The following is a 17,315-nucleotide window of genomic DNA, read 5'->3' as shown; positions in this document are numbered from 1 at the left end:
AGATAGACCAGTATAAATAGATAGATCAGTATAAATAGCCAAAAGCCACCAAAGCTTGGTGAATATCCAGCTCTGGTGGCTTATAAAAACATACTATTAATCAGTAACAATATCTAATCAGTAACAATATCTTAAAAATTAATTTTGCATCTGTTCTGCGAAATCGAGCATGCGATTAAGAGGAATCAACGATTTGACTCGAATCTCTTCATCGACAAAGATTTCATGTTGTTTAGATTCCCCAGTAAGTGCACTTTCAATCGCAGCCAGCCCATTCATTGCCATCCAAGGACAATGGGCACAACTACGGCAAGTTGCACCCGCACCCGCGGTTGGCGCTTCCATCAGTTCCTTTTCAGGTACTAATTGTTGCATTTTAAAGAAAATACCTTTGTCAGTTGCAACAATTAGCTTTTTGTTAGGTAATGATTTAGCCGATTTAATCAATTGGCTGGTTGAACCAACGGCATCAGCCAGTTCAACCACTGAAGCAGGTGACTCTGGATGCACCAACACGGCAGCATCAGGATATAATGCTTTCATGTCTTTCAATGCTTTAGCCGAGAACTCATCATGCACTACGCATTCACCTTGCCATAACAACATGTCTGCGCCTGTCTTATTAGCAATATAAGATCCTAGGTGACGATCAGGTCCCCAAATGATTTTCTTATCTTCATCATCTAAATGCTCGACAATTTCAAGTGCAATACTCGACGTGACAACCCAATCAGCTCTGGCTTTGACTGCTGCGGATGTATTGGCATAAACAACCACCGTGTGATCTGGATGCGCGTCACAAAACTCGGTAAATTTGTCGGCCGGACAGCCTAAATCTAACGAGCATTCAGCTTCTAGATTAGGCATTAATATAGTTTTCTCTGGAGTCAGTATTTTAGCAGACTCCCCCATGAAACGGACACCAGCTATAATAAGTGTACTGGCTGAATGTCGATTACCAAACTTAGCCATTTCTAGTGAATCGCCAACAAACCCACCCGTCGATTCTGCCAAAGCTTGGATTTCAGGATCGGTATAGTAATGGGCGATTAATACCGCATCCTTCTCTTGCAACAATTGCTTTATATTCTCGACATGAGCTTGTTTCTGCTGATCGGTAAGAGGCTTTGGTTTAGGAGGAAATGGATAAACCGTGGTTTCTATTAAATCTAAAATGTGACTCATTATTATTTGCTCTATGCACCTTCCGCGAATCCGGACATTGTACACCTGATGCGACTTGCTTTTCTAGCGTTGTTACAGATTCGATGAAATCAATCCTGGCAAATAACACGGAAAATAAACGCTATTACTTACCACTACACACTTTGTCACTCAGTGGTGAAAATAAAAAAATAGACCGTTAAGGTCTATTTTTTATTACTTAATTTTTGACTCTGCTAGGTTCGCAGACGCGGAACCAGGGTAATCATCAATGGCTTGTTGATAATACTTATTGGCAACGGGTTGTTTGCCGTTACGAGCAGCAATATCACCGAGTTTAACCAAAGAATCGGCTCTCTTATTTGAGTCTTTATAAGCGACGACAGAGGCAAAGCTTTTCGCTGCTTCAACATCTTTCTTAAGCGCAAAATTCAGTTGCCCTACCCAATAATGCGAGTTGGCAATATACGACGAATTAGGGAAATCTTTTTGAAACTTGGCGAATGCATCAAGTGCTCCGGTGTAATTTTTATCTACTTGAACCAAATACACCGCTTTTTTGTAGGCTGCCTCTTCATTCACATCTGCGCTATAAACGCCACCAGTGGCTTCGGAACCAGTATTTTCAGCAGCTTGATTTGCTGTGGGCTGCTTTTGACTTTTCACTCTATCTAACTCAATAAATAGCTCACGTTGACGATCTAGCATCTGCTTCATGTTGTAGCTGTTTCGCTCAACCATTCCACGAAGCTCGCTAATTTCTGATGCCATGCCATCAATTTGTTGTTGCAGACTCAACTGTACCCGAGATGAATTGCTCAATAAACGTTCTAGTCTTTGAACATCCGTCTCTGGACCAGAATTCACCGAGGAGGAAGTAGCAGAGTTGTTGCTGTTAATATCAGATACTGGAGCCGGTGCGGCGAACACTACATTCGCCACACTCGCCAGTAACGTAAGCGAAACAGCCCGCTTAAAGTTACTGAACATAGAGTTTATCCTTGATTAGTATACGATAACCGCACGACGGTTTTTCGCATAAGCATCGTCAGACTGACCAAAAACTAGTGGTTTCTCTTCACCATAGCTCATGATTGAAATTTGATCGGCTTGAACACCTAACGCTTGAAGGTATTTAGACACAGCTTCAGCACGACGCTCACCAAGTGCGATGTTGTACTCTGGAGTACCACGCTCATCAGCATGACCTTCAACTGTTACCTTGATACCTGCATCTTTGCTTAGGAAAGCAGCATGAGCCGCTAGCATTTCTGCGTAGTCACCAGAAACTGATGCATTATCAAACGCAAAGTAAACCGTGCTTTTTTCACGAAGTGCTTGCTCTTGCATCTCTCTTTCAGAAAGTTGACTGGCTTGATCAACAGGAGTTACAACTGTTGTCGTTGTTTCTGCCTGCTTGTTCATTTCTTGAGAAGCCGCATCAGCCGCTTCATCACTTGAGCTACAAGCCGTTACAGCTAGGATAGGTAGCGCAATTAGCAGCCCTTTAAAAATCTTATTAAGTTGCATCTTATTATCTTCCTTACTTTATCAAACTTAGTTGCTACAAAAACGGTGACCAGGCGGGCGCTCTAACACGCCCATTTGTTGCCGGTAATCTAGCTTTAAATCGACCATCTATAGAGACCATAGAGAGCACATTTTTATTTCTATAAATAGAACTGTATATGACCATACTACCATTTGGGGCAATGCTTGGAGACTCATCCAGCAGTGTTTTAGTTAACACTTGAACCGCTCCTGTCTCCAGATCTTGTTTTGCCAAATTAAAACCACTATTTGAACGATTCACCATAATCATGAACCTTCCATCTGGGGTAATTTGTCCACCCAAGTTCTGGCTGCCTTGCCAAGTTAAACGGTTGGTCGAACCGTCTACCAAATTTACTTGATATATCTGAGGTTTACCACCCCGATCTGATGTAAATATCAATGATTGTCCATCCGTACCCCAGAAAGGTTCGGTATTATTTGACCGACCACTTGTAATCTGACGCAGCTTACGTGTGGCTAGATCTAATGTATAAACATGTAGACTGCCTGTTTTTGACAAAACAATGGCCAATGTTTTTCCATCAGGTGAGAATCTTGGTGCACCGTTGTGACGAGGAAATGAAGTGAGTTTTTCTCTTTTCCCTGTATAAATATCCATTAAGAATATTTCTGCTTGGTTATTCTGGAAACTAACATAAGCAAGCTGTCGACCATCTGGTGACCATGCAGGAGACATAAGTGGTTGCTTAGAACGTAATACTAACCGTTCGTTGAATCCATCATAATCGGCAATTCTTAACTGATAACTGTATTGTTCTTCTTCATTAACAACAACATAGGCAATACGAGTGACGAATGCCCCTTTCTCACCGGTTAATTGCTCGTAAACCAGATCAGAGATTCGATGTGCATATTCGCGTAGTCGTTCGCCGGGAACCGTTGCACGCTTATTAAATAAAATATGATCTTTGGAAAAAACCAATTCACCATCTGGGCCCAAAGCTTTACTTTGCCCCATAGTCAGTTGGCCACGAATAACATCAACCAGCTGATATCTTATGACGTAATTGCCTTCAGCATCTTGGGTTATCGTTCCGGTTAGCAATGAATCAACCCCTAGGTTAGTCCACTCGGAAAATTCAATTTCACTATCACTATAAGGCGTTTGCGGCATTTTATTGACCGCAATGGGGCTAAATTTACCACTGCGTTGTAAATCAGAGGCGATCACCTGTGATAAATCATGCGGAAGTTTAGTTGTACCTTCCCATTTAAAAGGCACGATAGCGATAGGTCGAGCTGAATCGATACCTTCGGTAATCACTAATTCTAGTGCCGCATTGGCTATCTGGCTAACGCTAGCACTTAGTATTAATATTCCTGTAATAAGCTTTTTAATCAAAATACATCCCTTTTCTTGCTAATCTATTACTCAGGTGCCACGGTTAAATTAATATTGCGCAGTTTATCAATAATATCTTGATCCGTCGGCAAGGGAAAACTATTTACTTGCGCTACTGCGCTCTTTGTCGCCGCGCATAACTGTGCGTCTCCGCTGACGACTGCAAAACTATTTAGCATTGCATCTTTTCCTGTTGGCACCAACTTTAAGTTTACTTTACAAGAACGACCTCGGTACGAATCATCCATGAGTAGTTTACTCTGGATAAGTTGTTTATAGATTGCACCATACCTATCTAATTGTGAGGTTACAAATTGTTGTTTTGCCGAACTGTTTTGGGCTTGTTCTTCTTCTAAGCCAGCAAATATATCACCCAGTGCGGCTTCGCGTTCTTTACGTTCTTTTTCTAGTTGCTTTAAACGTTGTTGCTCTTCTCGTGCTTTTTGTTTCGCTTCTTCGGCGGCTTTTTGGTTGGCAATTCGTTCTTGCTCAGCCTTTTCGGCCGCTTTCTGCGCTGCAACTCTCTCACGCTCAGCTTTCTCAGCCAGCTCTTTTTCTTTTTGAGCCTTTGCTTGAGCTTCTTGCGCTGCTTTTTCACGACTGATTCGATTCGCTTCGGCTTTTGCTGCTGCCGCTTCTTTTGCTACTCTTTCTTGTTCTGCTTTTTTAACTTGTTGTTGTTTTTTTATACGTTCCGCTTCTGCACTTGCGGCTCGTTCTTTTTCAACACGTACTTTTTCTTGCTCAAGCTTTTGTTGCTTTTCCGCTTCTCGCGTTGCTTTGTTCGCCTTGGTACGTTCTTCCTTAAGTTTACGAATACGTGCCTCTTCTGCTTGACGATTTTTTTCTAACTGCTCACTTTGCTTACGTAATTTATCCAAACGTTCTTGTTCAGATTTTGCGGCAGATTTACGTTTCTCTCTTATCTCTTTTGCTTGTTTTTGTACCAAAGCTGGGTCAATCACCACAGCTTCGACCATATTTCCTGTCGGCTTGGGTGTCGACATATTAAAATCTGCGCCCCACAACAACACTGCTACCAACAATAAATGAAGGGTAGTGGAAATAATGATGGCTGATGTTAATTTGTTATTTTTTTTCATCTACAGCTAACGCTATTCCTTGATATCCGTCAACAGGCCTACTTTAGGAACTCCTGCTCGACTTAATTCATCCAATACTAAAATAATTTCTGCATACGGCGTTGCCGCGTCTCCGCCCACCGCAACTGGCGATTTTGGCGAAACAGATAACTCTGCTTTTATACGAACGATCATATCTTGCAAAGAAAGGCCGCGTTGTACCTCTTCATCATTAACACTCAAGCCTAAATTACCATCTTGATCTATCTCGACAATAATAAAACTCGCATCGGAATCTCCCGCAATTTCAGAAGCCGTTTTAGCTTCAGATGCTTGCGGTAACTCAACGTCTACTCCCTGAGTGATAAAAGGAGATGTCACCATAAAAATAATCAGAAGCACCAACATAACATCAATGTAAGGTACAACATTGATTTCTGCGGTTAACTTCCTTTTTTTAGGTTGATAACCCGCCATGATTATTCCTTATCACTCATTGCTTGGCGATGAAGAATACTGTGAAATTCTTCTGAGAAAGTGGCATACGAATGTTCTAATTTAGCAACACGGTTACTCAAACTGTTGTAAGCCATTACCGCAGGAATTGCGGCAAACAGACCCATTGCGGTGGCGACCAATGCTTCTGCGATACCTGGCGCGACCATGGCTAATGTAGCCTGCTTCACTTGTCCTAAAGCGATGAAAGCATGCATTATTCCCCATACCGTACCAAATAACCCGATATACGGACTAATTGAACCAACCGTCGCCAAAAATGGCAAACTGGTTTCTAATGACTCGACTTCTTTGGATACCGTAACTCTCATCGCACGTCCGGTGCCGTCCATAACGGATTCGCTCGATGAACCATAAGTTCGTCTTAACCGAGCAAATTCGGTAAAACCAGAAAAAAATATTTCTTTAGTACCAGACAAGTCATCTTTGTGTTCTTTGACTTCCTGATACAATTTGGATAAATCTTGTGTAGACCAAAATTTATCTTCAAACTCATTCGCTTCTTTTACTGCGGTTCGCAGTACTTTACTACGTTGAATAATCATAGCCCATGAAACCACGGACATACCGAGTAAAATAAGCATTACAACCTTAACTAAAAGGCTTGCCTGTAAAAATAGATCTAAGATCGAAAGTTCAGCGTTCACTCTAATTCAACTCCGCGATTATTGAGTTTGGTATAGCTTGAGGTTTCATTTTTTTATTGTTCACGCATGCTACCTTAACTATGGCTTTACACAATGTGCGTTGCTCAAGATTGACGATTTCCTGACAAAACACCATTGAGGCTTTTTTCACTTCTGACACCGTAGTAATAACCGTTAATTTATCATCTAGTTTAGCCGCTTGCATAAAATCAATATCGATATGGCGCACCACAAAACCAATGTTCTCTGACAGTAAATCGTATTGAGAAATGCCTTTATGTCTTAGCATTTCTGTCCTCGCTCTTTCAAAGAACTTTAAATAGTTAGAATGATAAACTACGCCACCTGCATCGGTATCTTCGTAATAGACAGTAACAGGCCATTTAAATATAAAAGTCATCAAATTTACTACAACCTATTGCTAATAATAAATAAACTTAACATCAAACTATACCTTATAGATATGGCAATAGTCTTTATCATACGGATTTTTTTGAAATAAATAGCAAAAAATTGAAGCAGTCTGATGATAACTGCTTCAATTTGAGGAAATTTTAGACGAAAAGATAAGCGAAAGTGAGATAACTAAGAATGGTCAACGAAAAATACGGCGAAAATAATATTTGCCACACAACAAATATAGGGGTGAACCCTACTCCAAATATAACGCCAGAACAGACTGCCCATACAAATAGTGGGCCGGTCAGCGCATTAAAGCCACCAATTGCCACACTATATGTGCTCGGTTCCCACATCATTAACACCACATGACCAATAGCCAGTATGAAAGATAAAGCCCTAAAAAGGGCCTTATCTATTGGTCGATGTAAATTCGCTATTTGAGTAGCAAATTTAGTCACTATCTTTGTCCATCATTTCCGAATGCTCTAACCAAAGTGCATTGATAATGCCAAATGCACAGGCAAGTAACACACCTAAAATCCATGCAAAATACCACATAATAATGACTCCTTAATAAAGTGAATTTTTGTTTTCTTCAATGAATTTATCATCAAGACGGCCAAACATTTTGTAATAAGTCCAACTGGTATAACCCAATATGATAGGAACAAAAACGGCCGCAACAATGGTCATAATTTTCAAGGTTAATTCACTAGACGTTGAATCCCACATGGTTAAGCTTTGGCTTGGTTCCAAACTCGAAGGCATAATAAATGGGAACATAGCAAAACCAGCAGTCAGGATGATACCAGCAGAAGCCAAACTTGCGGCTAAAAATGCCAGAGCACCACTGTTTACTCGCGACGCGATGATAACCATTAACGGCATCACCACCCCTAATATAGGCGCAGCCCATAGTAAAGGATAGTCGGAAAAGTTCTGCATCCAAGCGCCCGCTTCACGAATCACTTCTTTGTTTAATGGATTAGACGCGGCAAAGGTATCAAGTTCCGTTTGCAATGCGTAACCATCAATATTTTGCACCCAAAAACCACCTAAAACAAACAGCACAAATATAGCAAGAGCCCCCATTTGAGCAACTTTACTTGCTCGTTCTCGCACATCGTCGGTCGTCTTCATTTGCAACCATGTCGCCCCCATAACGAGGAACATTGATAAGCTGACTAACCCACACAGTAACGCAAATGGATTGAGCAAACCAAAGAACGAGCCATGATAAGTAGACATCATAAAATCATTTAAGGTAAATGGCACACCTTGCAGAAGGTTACCAAATGCAACGCCAAAGATGATAGAAGGAATAAAACCACTGGCACTAATCGCAATATCCCAGTTTTTACGCCATTTATCTGATTCGATTTTTGAACGATAGTCCAAGCCAATCGGGCGTAACCATAACGCCGCTAGTGTTACGATCATCGCAAAGTAGAAACCAGAAAATGAGGTTGCATAAACAAGAGGCCATGCAGCAAATAATGCTCCACCTGCTGTCACTAACCAAACTTGGTTACCGTCCCAATGCGGGGCAATCGAGTTAATCATAACGCGACGTTCGCTATCTGTTTTACCAATAATCGGTACCAGAGCACATACGCCTAAATCAAATCCATCCGCGATGGCAAAACCAATAAGCAGTACGCCGACTAGTAGCCACCAAATAAATCGCAATGCTTCATAATCAAACATTATTTAATCTCCCTTACGCTTCTACTTGGCGATTAACTTTGTCTTGGACAGAGTCACCGTTTTGTTCAAAGTGGTAGCGGCCTGTTTTCAAGCTGCTTGGCCCTTTACGTGCAAATGTCACCATTAGATACACTTCTACAATCAAGAATACTGTATACAGTGCAAGAATAGCGAACAACGAAGCCCAAAGTTGACCCGTGGTTAGCCCTGACACTGCTACATCAACAGGCAATATTTCACCTACTGCCCAAGGTTGACGGCCATATTCAGCAACAAACCAACCCAGTTCGATGGCGATCCAAGGTAATGGTATTCCGTACATTGCCGCTTTTAATACCCACGGTTTTTGCGTGATTTTTTGACGGCAAGTTTGCACGAATGCTGCGCCAAAAATAAACAACATCGCAAAGCCAATACCTACCATGATACGGAACGAGAAGAACAGAGGCCAAACCGTTGGAATAGAGTCATCCGCGGCCGCTTTTATTTGCTCTTCAGTCGCATCGACAACATCATCGGTATAACGTTTAAGCAATAATCCATAGCCCAAGTCATCTTTTATGTCATCAAACGCTTGCATGTTTTCTGGTGTTTTATCACCTGAACGTAATTTTTGTAGAAGATCATAAGCGATCATACCATTTCGAATACGTTCTTCGTGTTCGATTTTAAGATCAGAAAGACCTGTTACTTCTTTATCCAAAGAACGAGTAGCAATGATACCCATCGCGTATGGAATTTTAATTGCAAAATCAGTATGTTGTTTCTCTTGATTAGGCAAACCAATAACAGTAAATGCGGCAGGTGCTTCTTCTGTGTGCCATTCAGCTTCGATCGCAGCTAATTTTACTTTTTGCACATCACCCAACTCATAACCAGATTCATCACCCAGAATGATAACCGACAGAATTGACGCCATACCGAAAGAAGCAGCAATCGCAAATGAACGACGCGAGAAAGCGATGTCTCTACCTTTAAGTAAATAATAAGAGCTGATACCTAAAATAAACATAGCACCGGTGGTATAGCCCGCGGCAACGGTATGCACAAATTTAACTTGAGCAACAGGGTTTAATACCACTTCAGCAAAGCTGACCATTTCCATACGCATGGTTTCGAAATTGAATTCCGAACCTACCGGGTTTTGCATCCAACCATTCGCCACCAATATCCAAAGAGCGGAGAAGTTAGAACCAAGTGCCACCAACCAAGTAACCACTAGATGTTGACGCTTCGATAACCTATCCCACCCAAAGAAAAATAAGCCTACAAAAGTGGATTCTAAGAAGAAAGCGACTAATGCTTCTATAGCGAGCGGTGCACCAAATATGTCGCCTACATAATGAGAATAATACGACCAGTTGGTACCAAATTGGAATTCCATGGTTAGGCCAGTAGCCACACCAAGGGCGAAATTTATACCGAATAACTTACCCCAGAACTTTGTCATGTCCTTGTAGATTTGTTTATCAGTCATTACATATAGAGACTCCATAATGGCGAGTAAAAATGCCATACCTAAAGTCAGTGGAACGAACAGGAAGTGATACATCGCTGTAAATGCAAATTGCAATCGCGATAGATCAACTATGTCAATCATGGTAACTCCTTTTTGTGTCGGCTGAGTGACACTGATACGTTTGTATCGTGTGTAAGCATTGAATATTAACTATAACCTTCTCTTTCACTGTCTACCGAGTAAATCGATAAGGCAAATCGATAGAGTCAGCCAGTTGTTAATATTTTGTGCTTTTTTGGTTAGTTTTTTGTTAAGTTATATCTAATAAAGCTGCTGCTAATATTATCGATAAACACCACCAGATTCAAAAGGTTTCTATAAATAATTTCGCTTTGATTTATATCAAGAAAAATAGCCGAAAAACCAGCAACACAACGAGAGTATGATTTAGATCAGCAACTAGTAGCATTATGCTCACTGCGAGACTAAACAAAACTAACGACAATTAACCAATGACAGACACGCAATTAGTAATCGCTATGAATATCAATAACAGCAGCGATCAATAAGGGTTTAGTAATAACAGCAAATAAGACTTTAATAAGAGGAAGCAAGGCGTAAATTAACCGGAAAAAGGCAAATAAGAAGATAAATAAAAAATGAACCCTGCGTAAAAATGAATATAAATTAACGCTGAATATAGAGAAAAGGTGGATATAGATTGACAGTGAATATAGATAAAAAATCGGTATAAAACAAAAATGGCTATAAAGCAAAATGGGTATTTACAAATTAAATACCCATCCAGAATGCGGTTTAGTTTTTATTTTAAATTCTTGATCTCTAATTTTTTATTTCAAAACCAAAATGCAAATAAGCTCTTTCTGTCGCAATACGGCCTCTTGGCGTTCGTTGCAGGTAACCTTGCTGAATAAGGAAGGGTTCTAATACATCTTCAATAGTATCCTTTTCTTCTCCAATCGCGGCAGCTAAATTATCTAGACCAACAGGACCACCAGAAAATTTATCCATAATGGCCAGCAACAGTTTTCGGTCCATATAATCAAAGCCTTTCTGGTCAACGTCGAGCATGTCTAATGCCTTATCTGCAATATCAGCACAAATATGCCCGTCACTCTTTACTTCAGCATAGTCTCTCACACGCCTTAGTAATCGATTTGCAATTCTTGGTGTACCACGAGCACGTTTGGCCACTTCTAGCGCGCCATCTTCATCCATAGAGAGATTTAAACAACCGGCACTACGTTGCACAATATGCTGTAAATCGGCCACATTGTAATATTCTAATCTCTGCACAATACCAAATCGGTCACGTAACGGAGAGGTCAACGAACCCGCTCGTGTTGTCGCACCAATAAGAGTAAAAGCAGGCAAATCTATCTTAATGGAACGAGCGGCTGGGCCTTCACCTATCATTATATCCAGTTGGTAATCTTCCATTGCTGGATAAAGGATCTCTTCAACCATGGGACTTAGACGATGGATTTCATCGATAAACAGAATATCATTTTCTTCTAAATTAGTGAGCAGTGCGGCTAAGTCACCTGCTTTTTCTAACACAGGCCCTGAGGTAGTGCGAATATTCACTTCCATCTCATTTGCTACGATATTGGCTAAGGTGGTTTTACCTAGCCCCGGCGGGCCAAAAATCAATAAGTGATCTAATGCTTCGTATCGTTGTTGAGCGGCTTTGATAAAGATTTCCATCTGATCTCGGACATGATCTTGCCCTCGATAGTCGGCCAATTTTTTCGGCCGAATTGCGCGGTCAATAACTTCTTCATCTTTAAATACCGGGTTTTCCGGAGCAATTAAGCGATCTGCTTCGATCATCAATTTTGTCTCTCATATCTACCATCCTACATCGCAATGGTATTGATAATTACGGTTGGATAAACAAACTAAACCATAGATTTTAACGCTTCGCGGATAATCGACTCGCTAGTCATGCCTTCTTTAGCGACTTGCGATACCACTTTTGATGCTGACTGAGGTTTGTAGCCAAGGGATATTAAAGCGCTAACCGCTTCGTCTTGCGAGTTTTGTACCGGTTCAGCATGAGCCTGACTCTCTAACGGAGCCGCGTCAGTAGCAGGTGTAAATAAATCCCCTGCGCCCCAACCTTTTAATCGATCCTTCATTTCTACCACTAAACGTTCGGCGGTTTTTTTACCTACCCCTGGAAGCTTAACTAAAGTAGAAATATCTTCTCGTTCAACACAAGAAACAAATTGTGCAGCCGTCATGCCAGAAAGAATAGCCAGACCAAGTTTTGGACCAACACCGTTAGCTTTGATCACTTCTCGAAACAAAGCACGCTCTTTTACGCTATTAAACCCATACAATAACTGAGCGTCTTCGCGCACAACAAAATGCGTATACACGGTCGCTTCAGCTCCTATTTCTGGTAGCTCATAAAAGCAACTCATTGGCATTTGTACTTCATAGCCAATACCACTAACTTCAATCAACAGTTGCGGTGGTTGCTTTTCCAGCAAAATACCACGTAAGCGTCCAATCACAGTAACGATCCTTTGAAACGATTAATATTGAGGGATAATAATATATTACTGGATAAATAACCAGTTCGAGATTAGCGCAATTCTGAGCTTATCTGTACCGACCTTTTTTTGCACTGGTTGCTCGACCCGCTAAAGCAATCAGCGTTTTATTCGTATTCGCGTGGCAAATAGCCACACCTAATGCATCTGCTGCATCGGCTTGTGGTTTTGCGGGTAATTTAAGCATACTTTTCACCATATGCTGCACTTGGGACTTATCCGCTGCACCTGTACCAACGACCGCTTGTTTGATTGACCGAGCAGAATACTCAAACACTTCTAAATCCGCGTTTACCGCAGCAACAATGGCGCTGCCTCGTGCTTGACCGAGCTTTAATGCTGAATCAGCATTTTTGGACATAAAAACTTGCTCAATAGCAAAAACATCCGGCTGAAACTGAGTAATCAATTCGGTAACACCCGCATAAATTTGTTTAAGTTTACCGGGCAACTCCGCTTCAGACATACGAATACAACCACTGCCTAAATAAAGTAAGTTACGTCCTTCTTGGCGTATAACACCGTAACCTGTAATTCTTGAACCTGGGTCAATACCAAGGATGATCATTTATTTTCCTATCATTATTTTTGCCGCCGAATAAACGATTATTCCCATTCGAATCAATAGCCATTTCAATCAAGCCTGTTCGACCCATATTCGGTCACCAGGCAGAAATACTGTTTATTAGTCTATATTAATACCAATAAGAGCACATAAACATCTTAAATGGTTAATGGCATAAAATAGCATTAAACAAAAAAACCAGTTCAAACTGTGAACTGGTTTTCCAATAACGATTGCAGAGCCGTCACTCGGGTCGTCTAATTATGACTCTTTTTTCTCTGCTAATTTAACCGCAATAGAGAGCTCTTCTAAAGCCGCAGGGTTAGCAAGACTTGGAGCATCAGTTAATAAACATGCTGCTGCGGTAGTTTTAGGGAAGGCAATAACATCACGAATATTATCTGTTCCACAAAGTAACATCACTAATCTGTCTAAACCGAAGGCTAAGCCAGCATGAGGTGGCGTACCATACTTAAGTGCTTCGAGTAAGAAACCAAACTTAAGTTGTTGCTCTTTTTCATCAATACCTAAAATATCAAATACGGTTTCTTGCATTTCTGAATTATGGATACGGACAGAACCACCACCCACTTCATAACCATTGATAACCATATCGTATGCGTTTGAATTAGCCGCCGCAGGGTTTGCTTTCAATTCTTCCGCAGTAACTCCCAATGGGGATGTGAATGGATGGTGCATCGCATGCAAGTTGCCTTCATCATCTTCTTCAAACATTGGGAAATCCACTACCCAAAGCGGAGTCCACGCTGATTTATCGGTTAACTCTAAATCATTACCTACTTTAAGTCTTAATGCGCCCATTGCTTCTGAAACAATGTTGGCTTTGTCGGCACCAAACAAAATAATATCGCCAGATTCCGCAGCCGTGCGCTGTAAAATACCTTGAATCACCTCTTCAGAAAGGAATTTAGCTACCGGCGATTGGATACCATCTAAACCTGCATCCAGATCGTTAACTTTCATCCACGCTAACCCTTTGGCACCGTAGATACCGACAAACTTACCGTATTCATCAATTTGCTTACGACTAAGTGAAGCGCCACCAGGAACACGAAGTACAGCAACTCGACCTTTGTCATCATTTGCCGGACCAGAGAACACTTTAAATTCAACATCTTTAACTAGATCGGCCACATCGACCAACTCTAGCGGGTTACGCAAATCAGGCTTATCTGAACCATAGCGACGAATCGCTTCTGCAAATGACAACACTGGGAAGTCACCAAGATCAACGCTAAGCAATTCTAGCCACATTTCACGGATCATTTTTTCCGTTATAGCACGGACTTGGTCAGCGGTTAAAAAAGAAGTTTCTATATCAATTTGGGTAAATTCTGGCTGGCGATCAGCACGTAAGTCTTCATCACGAAAGCATTTTACGATTTGATAGTAACGGTCAAAACCAGACATCATCAAAAGTTGTTTAAACAACTGAGGTGACTGCGGTAATGCGTAAAAGCTGCCTTTATGTACACGGCTAGGCACTAAATAATCACGAGCACCTTCTGGTGTTGCTTTGGTTAATACTGGTGTTTCGATATCAAGAAATTCATTATCATCGAGGAAACGACGTACAAAACTCGATGCTTTAGCGCGCAGTTTAATTTTGTCACTCATTTCAGGGCGGCGTAAATCAAGGTAGCGATACTTTAGACGCTGCTCTTCTGAGTTATTTTGCTTAGAATCAAGAGGTAATGCTTCTGAGCGATTAATAATTTCTAAATGAGTGGCTAAAACTTCCACCTCACCTGTTGCCATATCTTTATTCACTTGGCTATCAGGACGAGCGCGCACTTCCCCAGTAAACTTAATACAAAATTCATTTCTTAGTTGGTTGGCAACTTCAAATACGTCTTGCATATCTGGGTCGACCACTACCTGAACAATCCCCTCACGATCTCGCATATCAACAAAGATAAGGCCGCCTAAGTCACGACGACGGTTAACCCATCCGCAAAGTTCTACAGTTTGCCCTACAAAGGACTTGTTCAGTTGACCACAATACTGGGTACGCATAATGAAATTCCCAATCTCTTAATTAGTTATTAAATTTTGGACAGTGACTACTGCCAATTCAACCAACATTTATACCCTCAAAGCGAGCGAAAATCGACCTTTGCAATGACTTTTTATTTTATTTTGTATCGAGTTACGACCATTCGATGATAAAAACAGCAATTTGGACCTATTTTACCGCTCTTTTGTCATCACGCTACTTGGTATTATCAACTGCTTGGTATTATCAACTGCTTGGTATCATCAACTGCTTGGTATTATCAACTGCTTGGTATCATCAACTGCTGGGCGGCTTATTTAGCCATTGCGGTAATGGTGGGTGACACGGCAGATTTTTTCTCTTAAAATACGCCACCCAATTTACAGGTTTAATTGCAGGCAACCATGAGCAATAAAGATAATATTTTCTCAGCCCCTATCGACAATATCGGTAACTTCAATTTCGATGAAAATGTCGTCGAAGTTTTTCCTGATATGATTCAGCGATCTGTGCCAGGTTACAGCAATATAATCTCGGCAATTGGCATGCTAGCAGAACGATTTGTTAAACCTAACTCGGTTGTTTATGATTTGGGTTGCTCGCTTGGTGCATCGACCTTGTCTATCCGACGTAACATTCACCACCAAGGCTGCAAAATAATATCTGTCGATAACTCTAAAGCGATGGTTGAACGATGCAAGTTGCACGTCAATGCTTACCGCTCAGATACACCTGTTGAAGTAATCGAAGCCGATATTCGTGACATCTCAATCGATAACGCTAGCATGGTGGTATTGAATTTCACTCTACAATTTTTATCTCCCGAAGATAGACTGTCCTTGTTAGAAAAAATTTATAACGGTTTGCGCCCTGGTGGTATTTTGATTCTATCTGAAAAGTATATTTTTGAAGATCATAACGCCAATCAATTACTTATCGATTTGCACCATGATTTTAAGCGTGCTAACGGTTATAGCGAATTAGAAATTAGCCAAAAACGTAGTGCAATAGAAAACGTCTTGATTCCAGATTCGATTGACCAGCACACAACGCGCTTAAAAGAAATCGGTTTTTCTACGGTTGAAGTATGGTTTCAGTGCTTTAACTTTGGCTCCATGTTGGCGATTAAATAGCCAGATCTTGGCTTTTTTCTTGATATATACTGGCTAGTTACTTGATATAAAATGGCAAGCATTACTGAAAACACAACAAGCCATTTATTGCCTTCACTTAAACTCAATAAAAGATCTCTCAAATAATGTTCAATTTTGCTAATGTTTATCAACTCATTGCCCAAGAGCCAAAACTGCAACCATGGCTTAATGTTCTTCCGCAACAATTAACCGATTGGCAAACCGCTGACCACGGTGACTTTGACCGTTGGCTTAAGGCACTAAAAAAACTACCTAATAATAAACCCGACAACATTGAGCTAAATTTATCGGTTACCTTATCTAATCAGCAACCTTTAGCTGAAGGTGAAAAGAAGAAACTCGATAACCTATTACGCACCTTTCATCCGTGGCGTAAAGGTCCATATTCTGTTCATGGCATTCATATTGATACCGAATGGCGATCAGATTGGAAATGGGATCGAGTATTGCCACATATATCACCACTTAAAAACCGTTCGGTATTAGATGTTGGTTGTGGTAATGGCTACCATATGTGGAGAATGCTCGGTGAGGGTGCTCGATTATGTATGGGTGTTGATCCTTCGCATCTTTTTTTAGTTCAGTTCGAAGCCATTCGTAAACTGATGGGTGATGACCAACGTGTACATCTTTTACCGCTTGGAATTGAACAACTCCCTGAACTAAAAGCGTTTGATACGGTATTTAGTATGGGCGTTCTCTATCATCGCCGCTCACCGTTAGACCACATTATGCAATTAAAAAATCAATTGGTTGCTGGCGGTGAACTAGTGCTAGAAACATTGGTTATCGATGGTGATGAGAATGCGGTATTGGTTCCAACAGACCGCTACGCACAAATGCGCAACGTGTACTTTTTCCCCTCTGCAAAAGCGTTAAAGGTTTGGTTAGAAAAATGCGGGTTTGAACAGGTTCGTATTGTAGATGAAAACGTCACAACCGTGGGCGAACAACGCAGTACTGAATGGATGAAACACAATTCATTACCCGATTATTTGGATCCGAATGACCCGAGTAAAACAGTCGAAGGTTATCCTGCGCCAAAACGTGCAATATTAGTCGCTAAAAATCCAGTCTAATTAAGCGATAAAGTATTGAGATGT

19 protein-coding genes are annotated in these 17,315 nt (G+C 41.0%); 3 read left to right on the top strand and 16 right to left on the bottom strand.

Going from position 1 to position 17,315, the window contains the following annotated elements; translation table 11 throughout:
- Positions 1–138 precede the first annotated feature (138 nt).
- The 16 genes from nadA to aspS form a co-directional block, all read right to left on the bottom strand.
- Positions 139–1,185: a quinolinate synthase NadA gene (gene nadA / locus ACLKML_RS16890; RefSeq protein ID WP_413284176.1), complete on the bottom strand. Its 1,047-nt coding sequence runs from the start codon at positions 1,183–1,185 to the stop codon at positions 139–141.
- A gap of 195 nt (positions 1,186–1,380) precedes the next feature.
- Positions 1,381–2,154 carry a tol-pal system protein YbgF gene (gene ybgF, locus ACLKML_RS16885; RefSeq protein ID WP_413284175.1) on the bottom strand — a complete coding sequence of 258 codons (774 nt, stop codon included), beginning with the start codon at positions 2,152–2,154 and terminating at the stop codon, positions 1,381–1,383.
- 15 nt (positions 2,155–2,169) lie between these two features.
- Complete coding sequence (gene pal / locus ACLKML_RS16880) at positions 2,170–2,694, bottom strand: peptidoglycan-associated lipoprotein Pal (protein WP_413284174.1); 525 nt, start codon at positions 2,692–2,694, stop codon at positions 2,170–2,172.
- Positions 2,695–2,728: 34 nt separating this feature from the next.
- Positions 2,729–4,081, bottom strand: a complete 1,353-nt coding sequence (tolB, locus tag ACLKML_RS16875) for a Tol-Pal system beta propeller repeat protein TolB (protein ID WP_413284173.1) — start codon at positions 4,079–4,081, stop codon at positions 2,729–2,731.
- Positions 4,082–4,107: 26 nt separating this feature from the next.
- The gene (gene tolA, locus ACLKML_RS16870; protein ID WP_413284172.1) at positions 4,108–5,184 is read right to left on the bottom strand and encodes a cell envelope integrity protein TolA; all 1,077 of its coding nucleotides are present in this window, start codon (positions 5,182–5,184) and stop codon (positions 4,108–4,110) included.
- Positions 5,185–5,196: 12 nt separating this feature from the next.
- The gene (tolR, locus tag ACLKML_RS16865) at positions 5,197–5,640 is read right to left on the bottom strand and encodes a protein TolR (protein ID WP_413284171.1); all 444 of its coding nucleotides are present in this window, start codon (positions 5,638–5,640) and stop codon (positions 5,197–5,199) included.
- Positions 5,641–5,642: 2 nt separating this feature from the next.
- On the bottom strand, positions 5,643–6,326 hold the full coding sequence (tolQ, locus tag ACLKML_RS16860; protein ID WP_413284170.1) for a protein TolQ: 684 nt from the start codon (positions 6,324–6,326) through the stop codon (positions 5,643–5,645).
- A gap of 1 nt (position 6,327) precedes the next feature.
- Positions 6,328–6,726 carry a tol-pal system-associated acyl-CoA thioesterase gene (gene ybgC, locus ACLKML_RS16855; RefSeq protein WP_413284169.1) on the bottom strand — a complete coding sequence of 133 codons (399 nt, stop codon included), beginning with the start codon at positions 6,724–6,726 and terminating at the stop codon, positions 6,328–6,330.
- 154 nt (positions 6,727–6,880) lie between these two features.
- Positions 6,881–7,186 carry a cyd operon protein YbgE gene (gene ybgE, locus ACLKML_RS16850; RefSeq protein WP_413284168.1) on the bottom strand — a complete coding sequence of 102 codons (306 nt, stop codon included), beginning with the start codon at positions 7,184–7,186 and terminating at the stop codon, positions 6,881–6,883.
- Positions 7,179–7,286: a cytochrome bd-I oxidase subunit CydX gene (gene cydX, locus ACLKML_RS16845; RefSeq protein ID WP_009842723.1), complete on the bottom strand. Its 108-nt coding sequence runs from the start codon at positions 7,284–7,286 to the stop codon at positions 7,179–7,181. The genes ybgE and cydX overlap by 8 nt, the downstream gene beginning before the upstream one ends.
- A gap of 12 nt (positions 7,287–7,298) precedes the next feature.
- A complete protein-coding gene (cydB, locus tag ACLKML_RS16840) occupies positions 7,299–8,435 on the bottom strand; it encodes a cytochrome d ubiquinol oxidase subunit II (RefSeq protein WP_413284167.1) in 1,137 nt (378 codons plus the stop codon).
- 13 nt (positions 8,436–8,448) lie between these two features.
- Positions 8,449–10,035 carry a cytochrome ubiquinol oxidase subunit I gene (gene cydA / locus ACLKML_RS16835; protein WP_413284166.1) on the bottom strand — a complete coding sequence of 529 codons (1,587 nt, stop codon included), beginning with the start codon at positions 10,033–10,035 and terminating at the stop codon, positions 8,449–8,451.
- A 702-nt stretch (positions 10,036–10,737) separates the two neighbouring features.
- The gene (ruvB, locus tag ACLKML_RS16830) at positions 10,738–11,748 is read right to left on the bottom strand and encodes a Holliday junction branch migration DNA helicase RuvB (protein WP_413285917.1); all 1,011 of its coding nucleotides are present in this window, start codon (positions 11,746–11,748) and stop codon (positions 10,738–10,740) included.
- 68 nt (positions 11,749–11,816) lie between these two features.
- The gene (ruvA, locus tag ACLKML_RS16825; RefSeq protein WP_413284165.1) at positions 11,817–12,437 is read right to left on the bottom strand and encodes a Holliday junction branch migration protein RuvA; all 621 of its coding nucleotides are present in this window, start codon (positions 12,435–12,437) and stop codon (positions 11,817–11,819) included.
- 88 nt (positions 12,438–12,525) lie between these two features.
- Positions 12,526–13,044: a crossover junction endodeoxyribonuclease RuvC gene (gene ruvC, locus ACLKML_RS16820; protein WP_317716238.1), complete on the bottom strand. Its 519-nt coding sequence runs from the start codon at positions 13,042–13,044 to the stop codon at positions 12,526–12,528.
- A 258-nt stretch (positions 13,045–13,302) separates the two neighbouring features.
- Positions 13,303–15,078, bottom strand: a complete 1,776-nt coding sequence (aspS, locus tag ACLKML_RS16815; protein WP_413284164.1) for an aspartate--tRNA ligase — start codon at positions 15,076–15,078, stop codon at positions 13,303–13,305.
- Between the two features lie 146 nt (positions 15,079–15,224).
- Here aspS and ACLKML_RS16810 point away from each other — a divergent pair, with 146 nt between their 5' ends.
- The 3 genes from ACLKML_RS16810 (at position 15,225) to cmoB (ending at position 17,291) form a co-directional block, all read left to right on the top strand.
- Positions 15,225–15,401, top strand: coding sequence for a hypothetical protein (locus tag ACLKML_RS16810; RefSeq protein ID WP_413284163.1), 177 nt, complete (start codon positions 15,225–15,227; stop codon positions 15,399–15,401).
- 61 nt (positions 15,402–15,462) lie between these two features.
- A complete protein-coding gene (gene cmoA / locus ACLKML_RS16805; protein WP_413284162.1) occupies positions 15,463–16,191 on the top strand; it encodes a carboxy-S-adenosyl-L-methionine synthase CmoA in 729 nt (242 codons plus the stop codon).
- 125 nt (positions 16,192–16,316) lie between these two features.
- Positions 16,317–17,291, top strand: coding sequence for a tRNA 5-methoxyuridine(34)/uridine 5-oxyacetic acid(34) synthase CmoB (gene cmoB / locus ACLKML_RS16800; RefSeq protein ID WP_413284161.1), 975 nt, complete (start codon positions 16,317–16,319; stop codon positions 17,289–17,291).
- Positions 17,292–17,315: the final 24 nt, after the last annotated feature.

This window comes from Vibrio sp. MA40-2 (assembly GCF_047302445.1).
Lineage (GTDB): Bacteria > Pseudomonadota > Gammaproteobacteria > Enterobacterales > Vibrionaceae > Vibrio.
This window is presented reverse-complemented; position numbering and strand designations above follow the sequence as displayed.

Excerpts from the sequence above, each read along its gene's own strand:
- nadA (WP_413284176.1), bottom strand. The coding sequence starts at position 1,185 with ATGAGTCACATTTTAGATTTAATAGAAACCACGGTTTATCCATTTCCT.
- tolA (WP_413284172.1), bottom strand. The coding sequence starts at position 5,184 with ATGAAAAAAAATAACAAATTAACATCAGCCATCATTATTTCCACTACC.
- ACLKML_RS16810 (WP_413284163.1), top strand. The coding sequence starts at position 15,225 with ATGATAAAAACAGCAATTTGGACCTATTTTACCGCTCTTTTGTCATCA.
- ruvC (WP_317716238.1), bottom strand. The coding sequence starts at position 13,044 with ATGATCATCCTTGGTATTGACCCAGGTTCAAGAATTACAGGTTACGGT.
- pal (WP_413284174.1), bottom strand. The coding sequence starts at position 2,694 with ATGCAACTTAATAAGATTTTTAAAGGGCTGCTAATTGCGCTACCTATC.
- ruvB (WP_413285917.1), bottom strand. The coding sequence starts at position 11,748 with ATGATCGAAGCAGATCGCTTAATTGCTCCGGAAAACCCGGTATTTAAA.
- cmoA (WP_413284162.1), top strand. The coding sequence starts at position 15,463 with ATGAGCAATAAAGATAATATTTTCTCAGCCCCTATCGACAATATCGGT.
- tolR (WP_413284171.1), bottom strand. The coding sequence starts at position 5,640 with ATGGCGGGTTATCAACCTAAAAAAAGGAAGTTAACCGCAGAAATCAAT.
- cmoB (WP_413284161.1), top strand. The coding sequence starts at position 16,317 with ATGTTCAATTTTGCTAATGTTTATCAACTCATTGCCCAAGAGCCAAAA.
- cydA (WP_413284166.1), bottom strand. The coding sequence starts at position 10,035 with ATGATTGACATAGTTGATCTATCGCGATTGCAATTTGCATTTACAGCG.
- cydB (WP_413284167.1), bottom strand. The coding sequence starts at position 8,435 with ATGTTTGATTATGAAGCATTGCGATTTATTTGGTGGCTACTAGTCGGC.
- aspS (WP_413284164.1), bottom strand. The coding sequence starts at position 15,078 with ATGCGTACCCAGTATTGTGGTCAACTGAACAAGTCCTTTGTAGGGCAA.
- ybgF (WP_413284175.1), bottom strand. The coding sequence starts at position 2,154 with ATGTTCAGTAACTTTAAGCGGGCTGTTTCGCTTACGTTACTGGCGAGT.
- cydX (WP_009842723.1), bottom strand. The coding sequence starts at position 7,286 with ATGTGGTATTTTGCATGGATTTTAGGTGTGTTACTTGCCTGTGCATTT.
- ybgC (WP_413284169.1), bottom strand. The coding sequence starts at position 6,726 with ATGACTTTTATATTTAAATGGCCTGTTACTGTCTATTACGAAGATACC.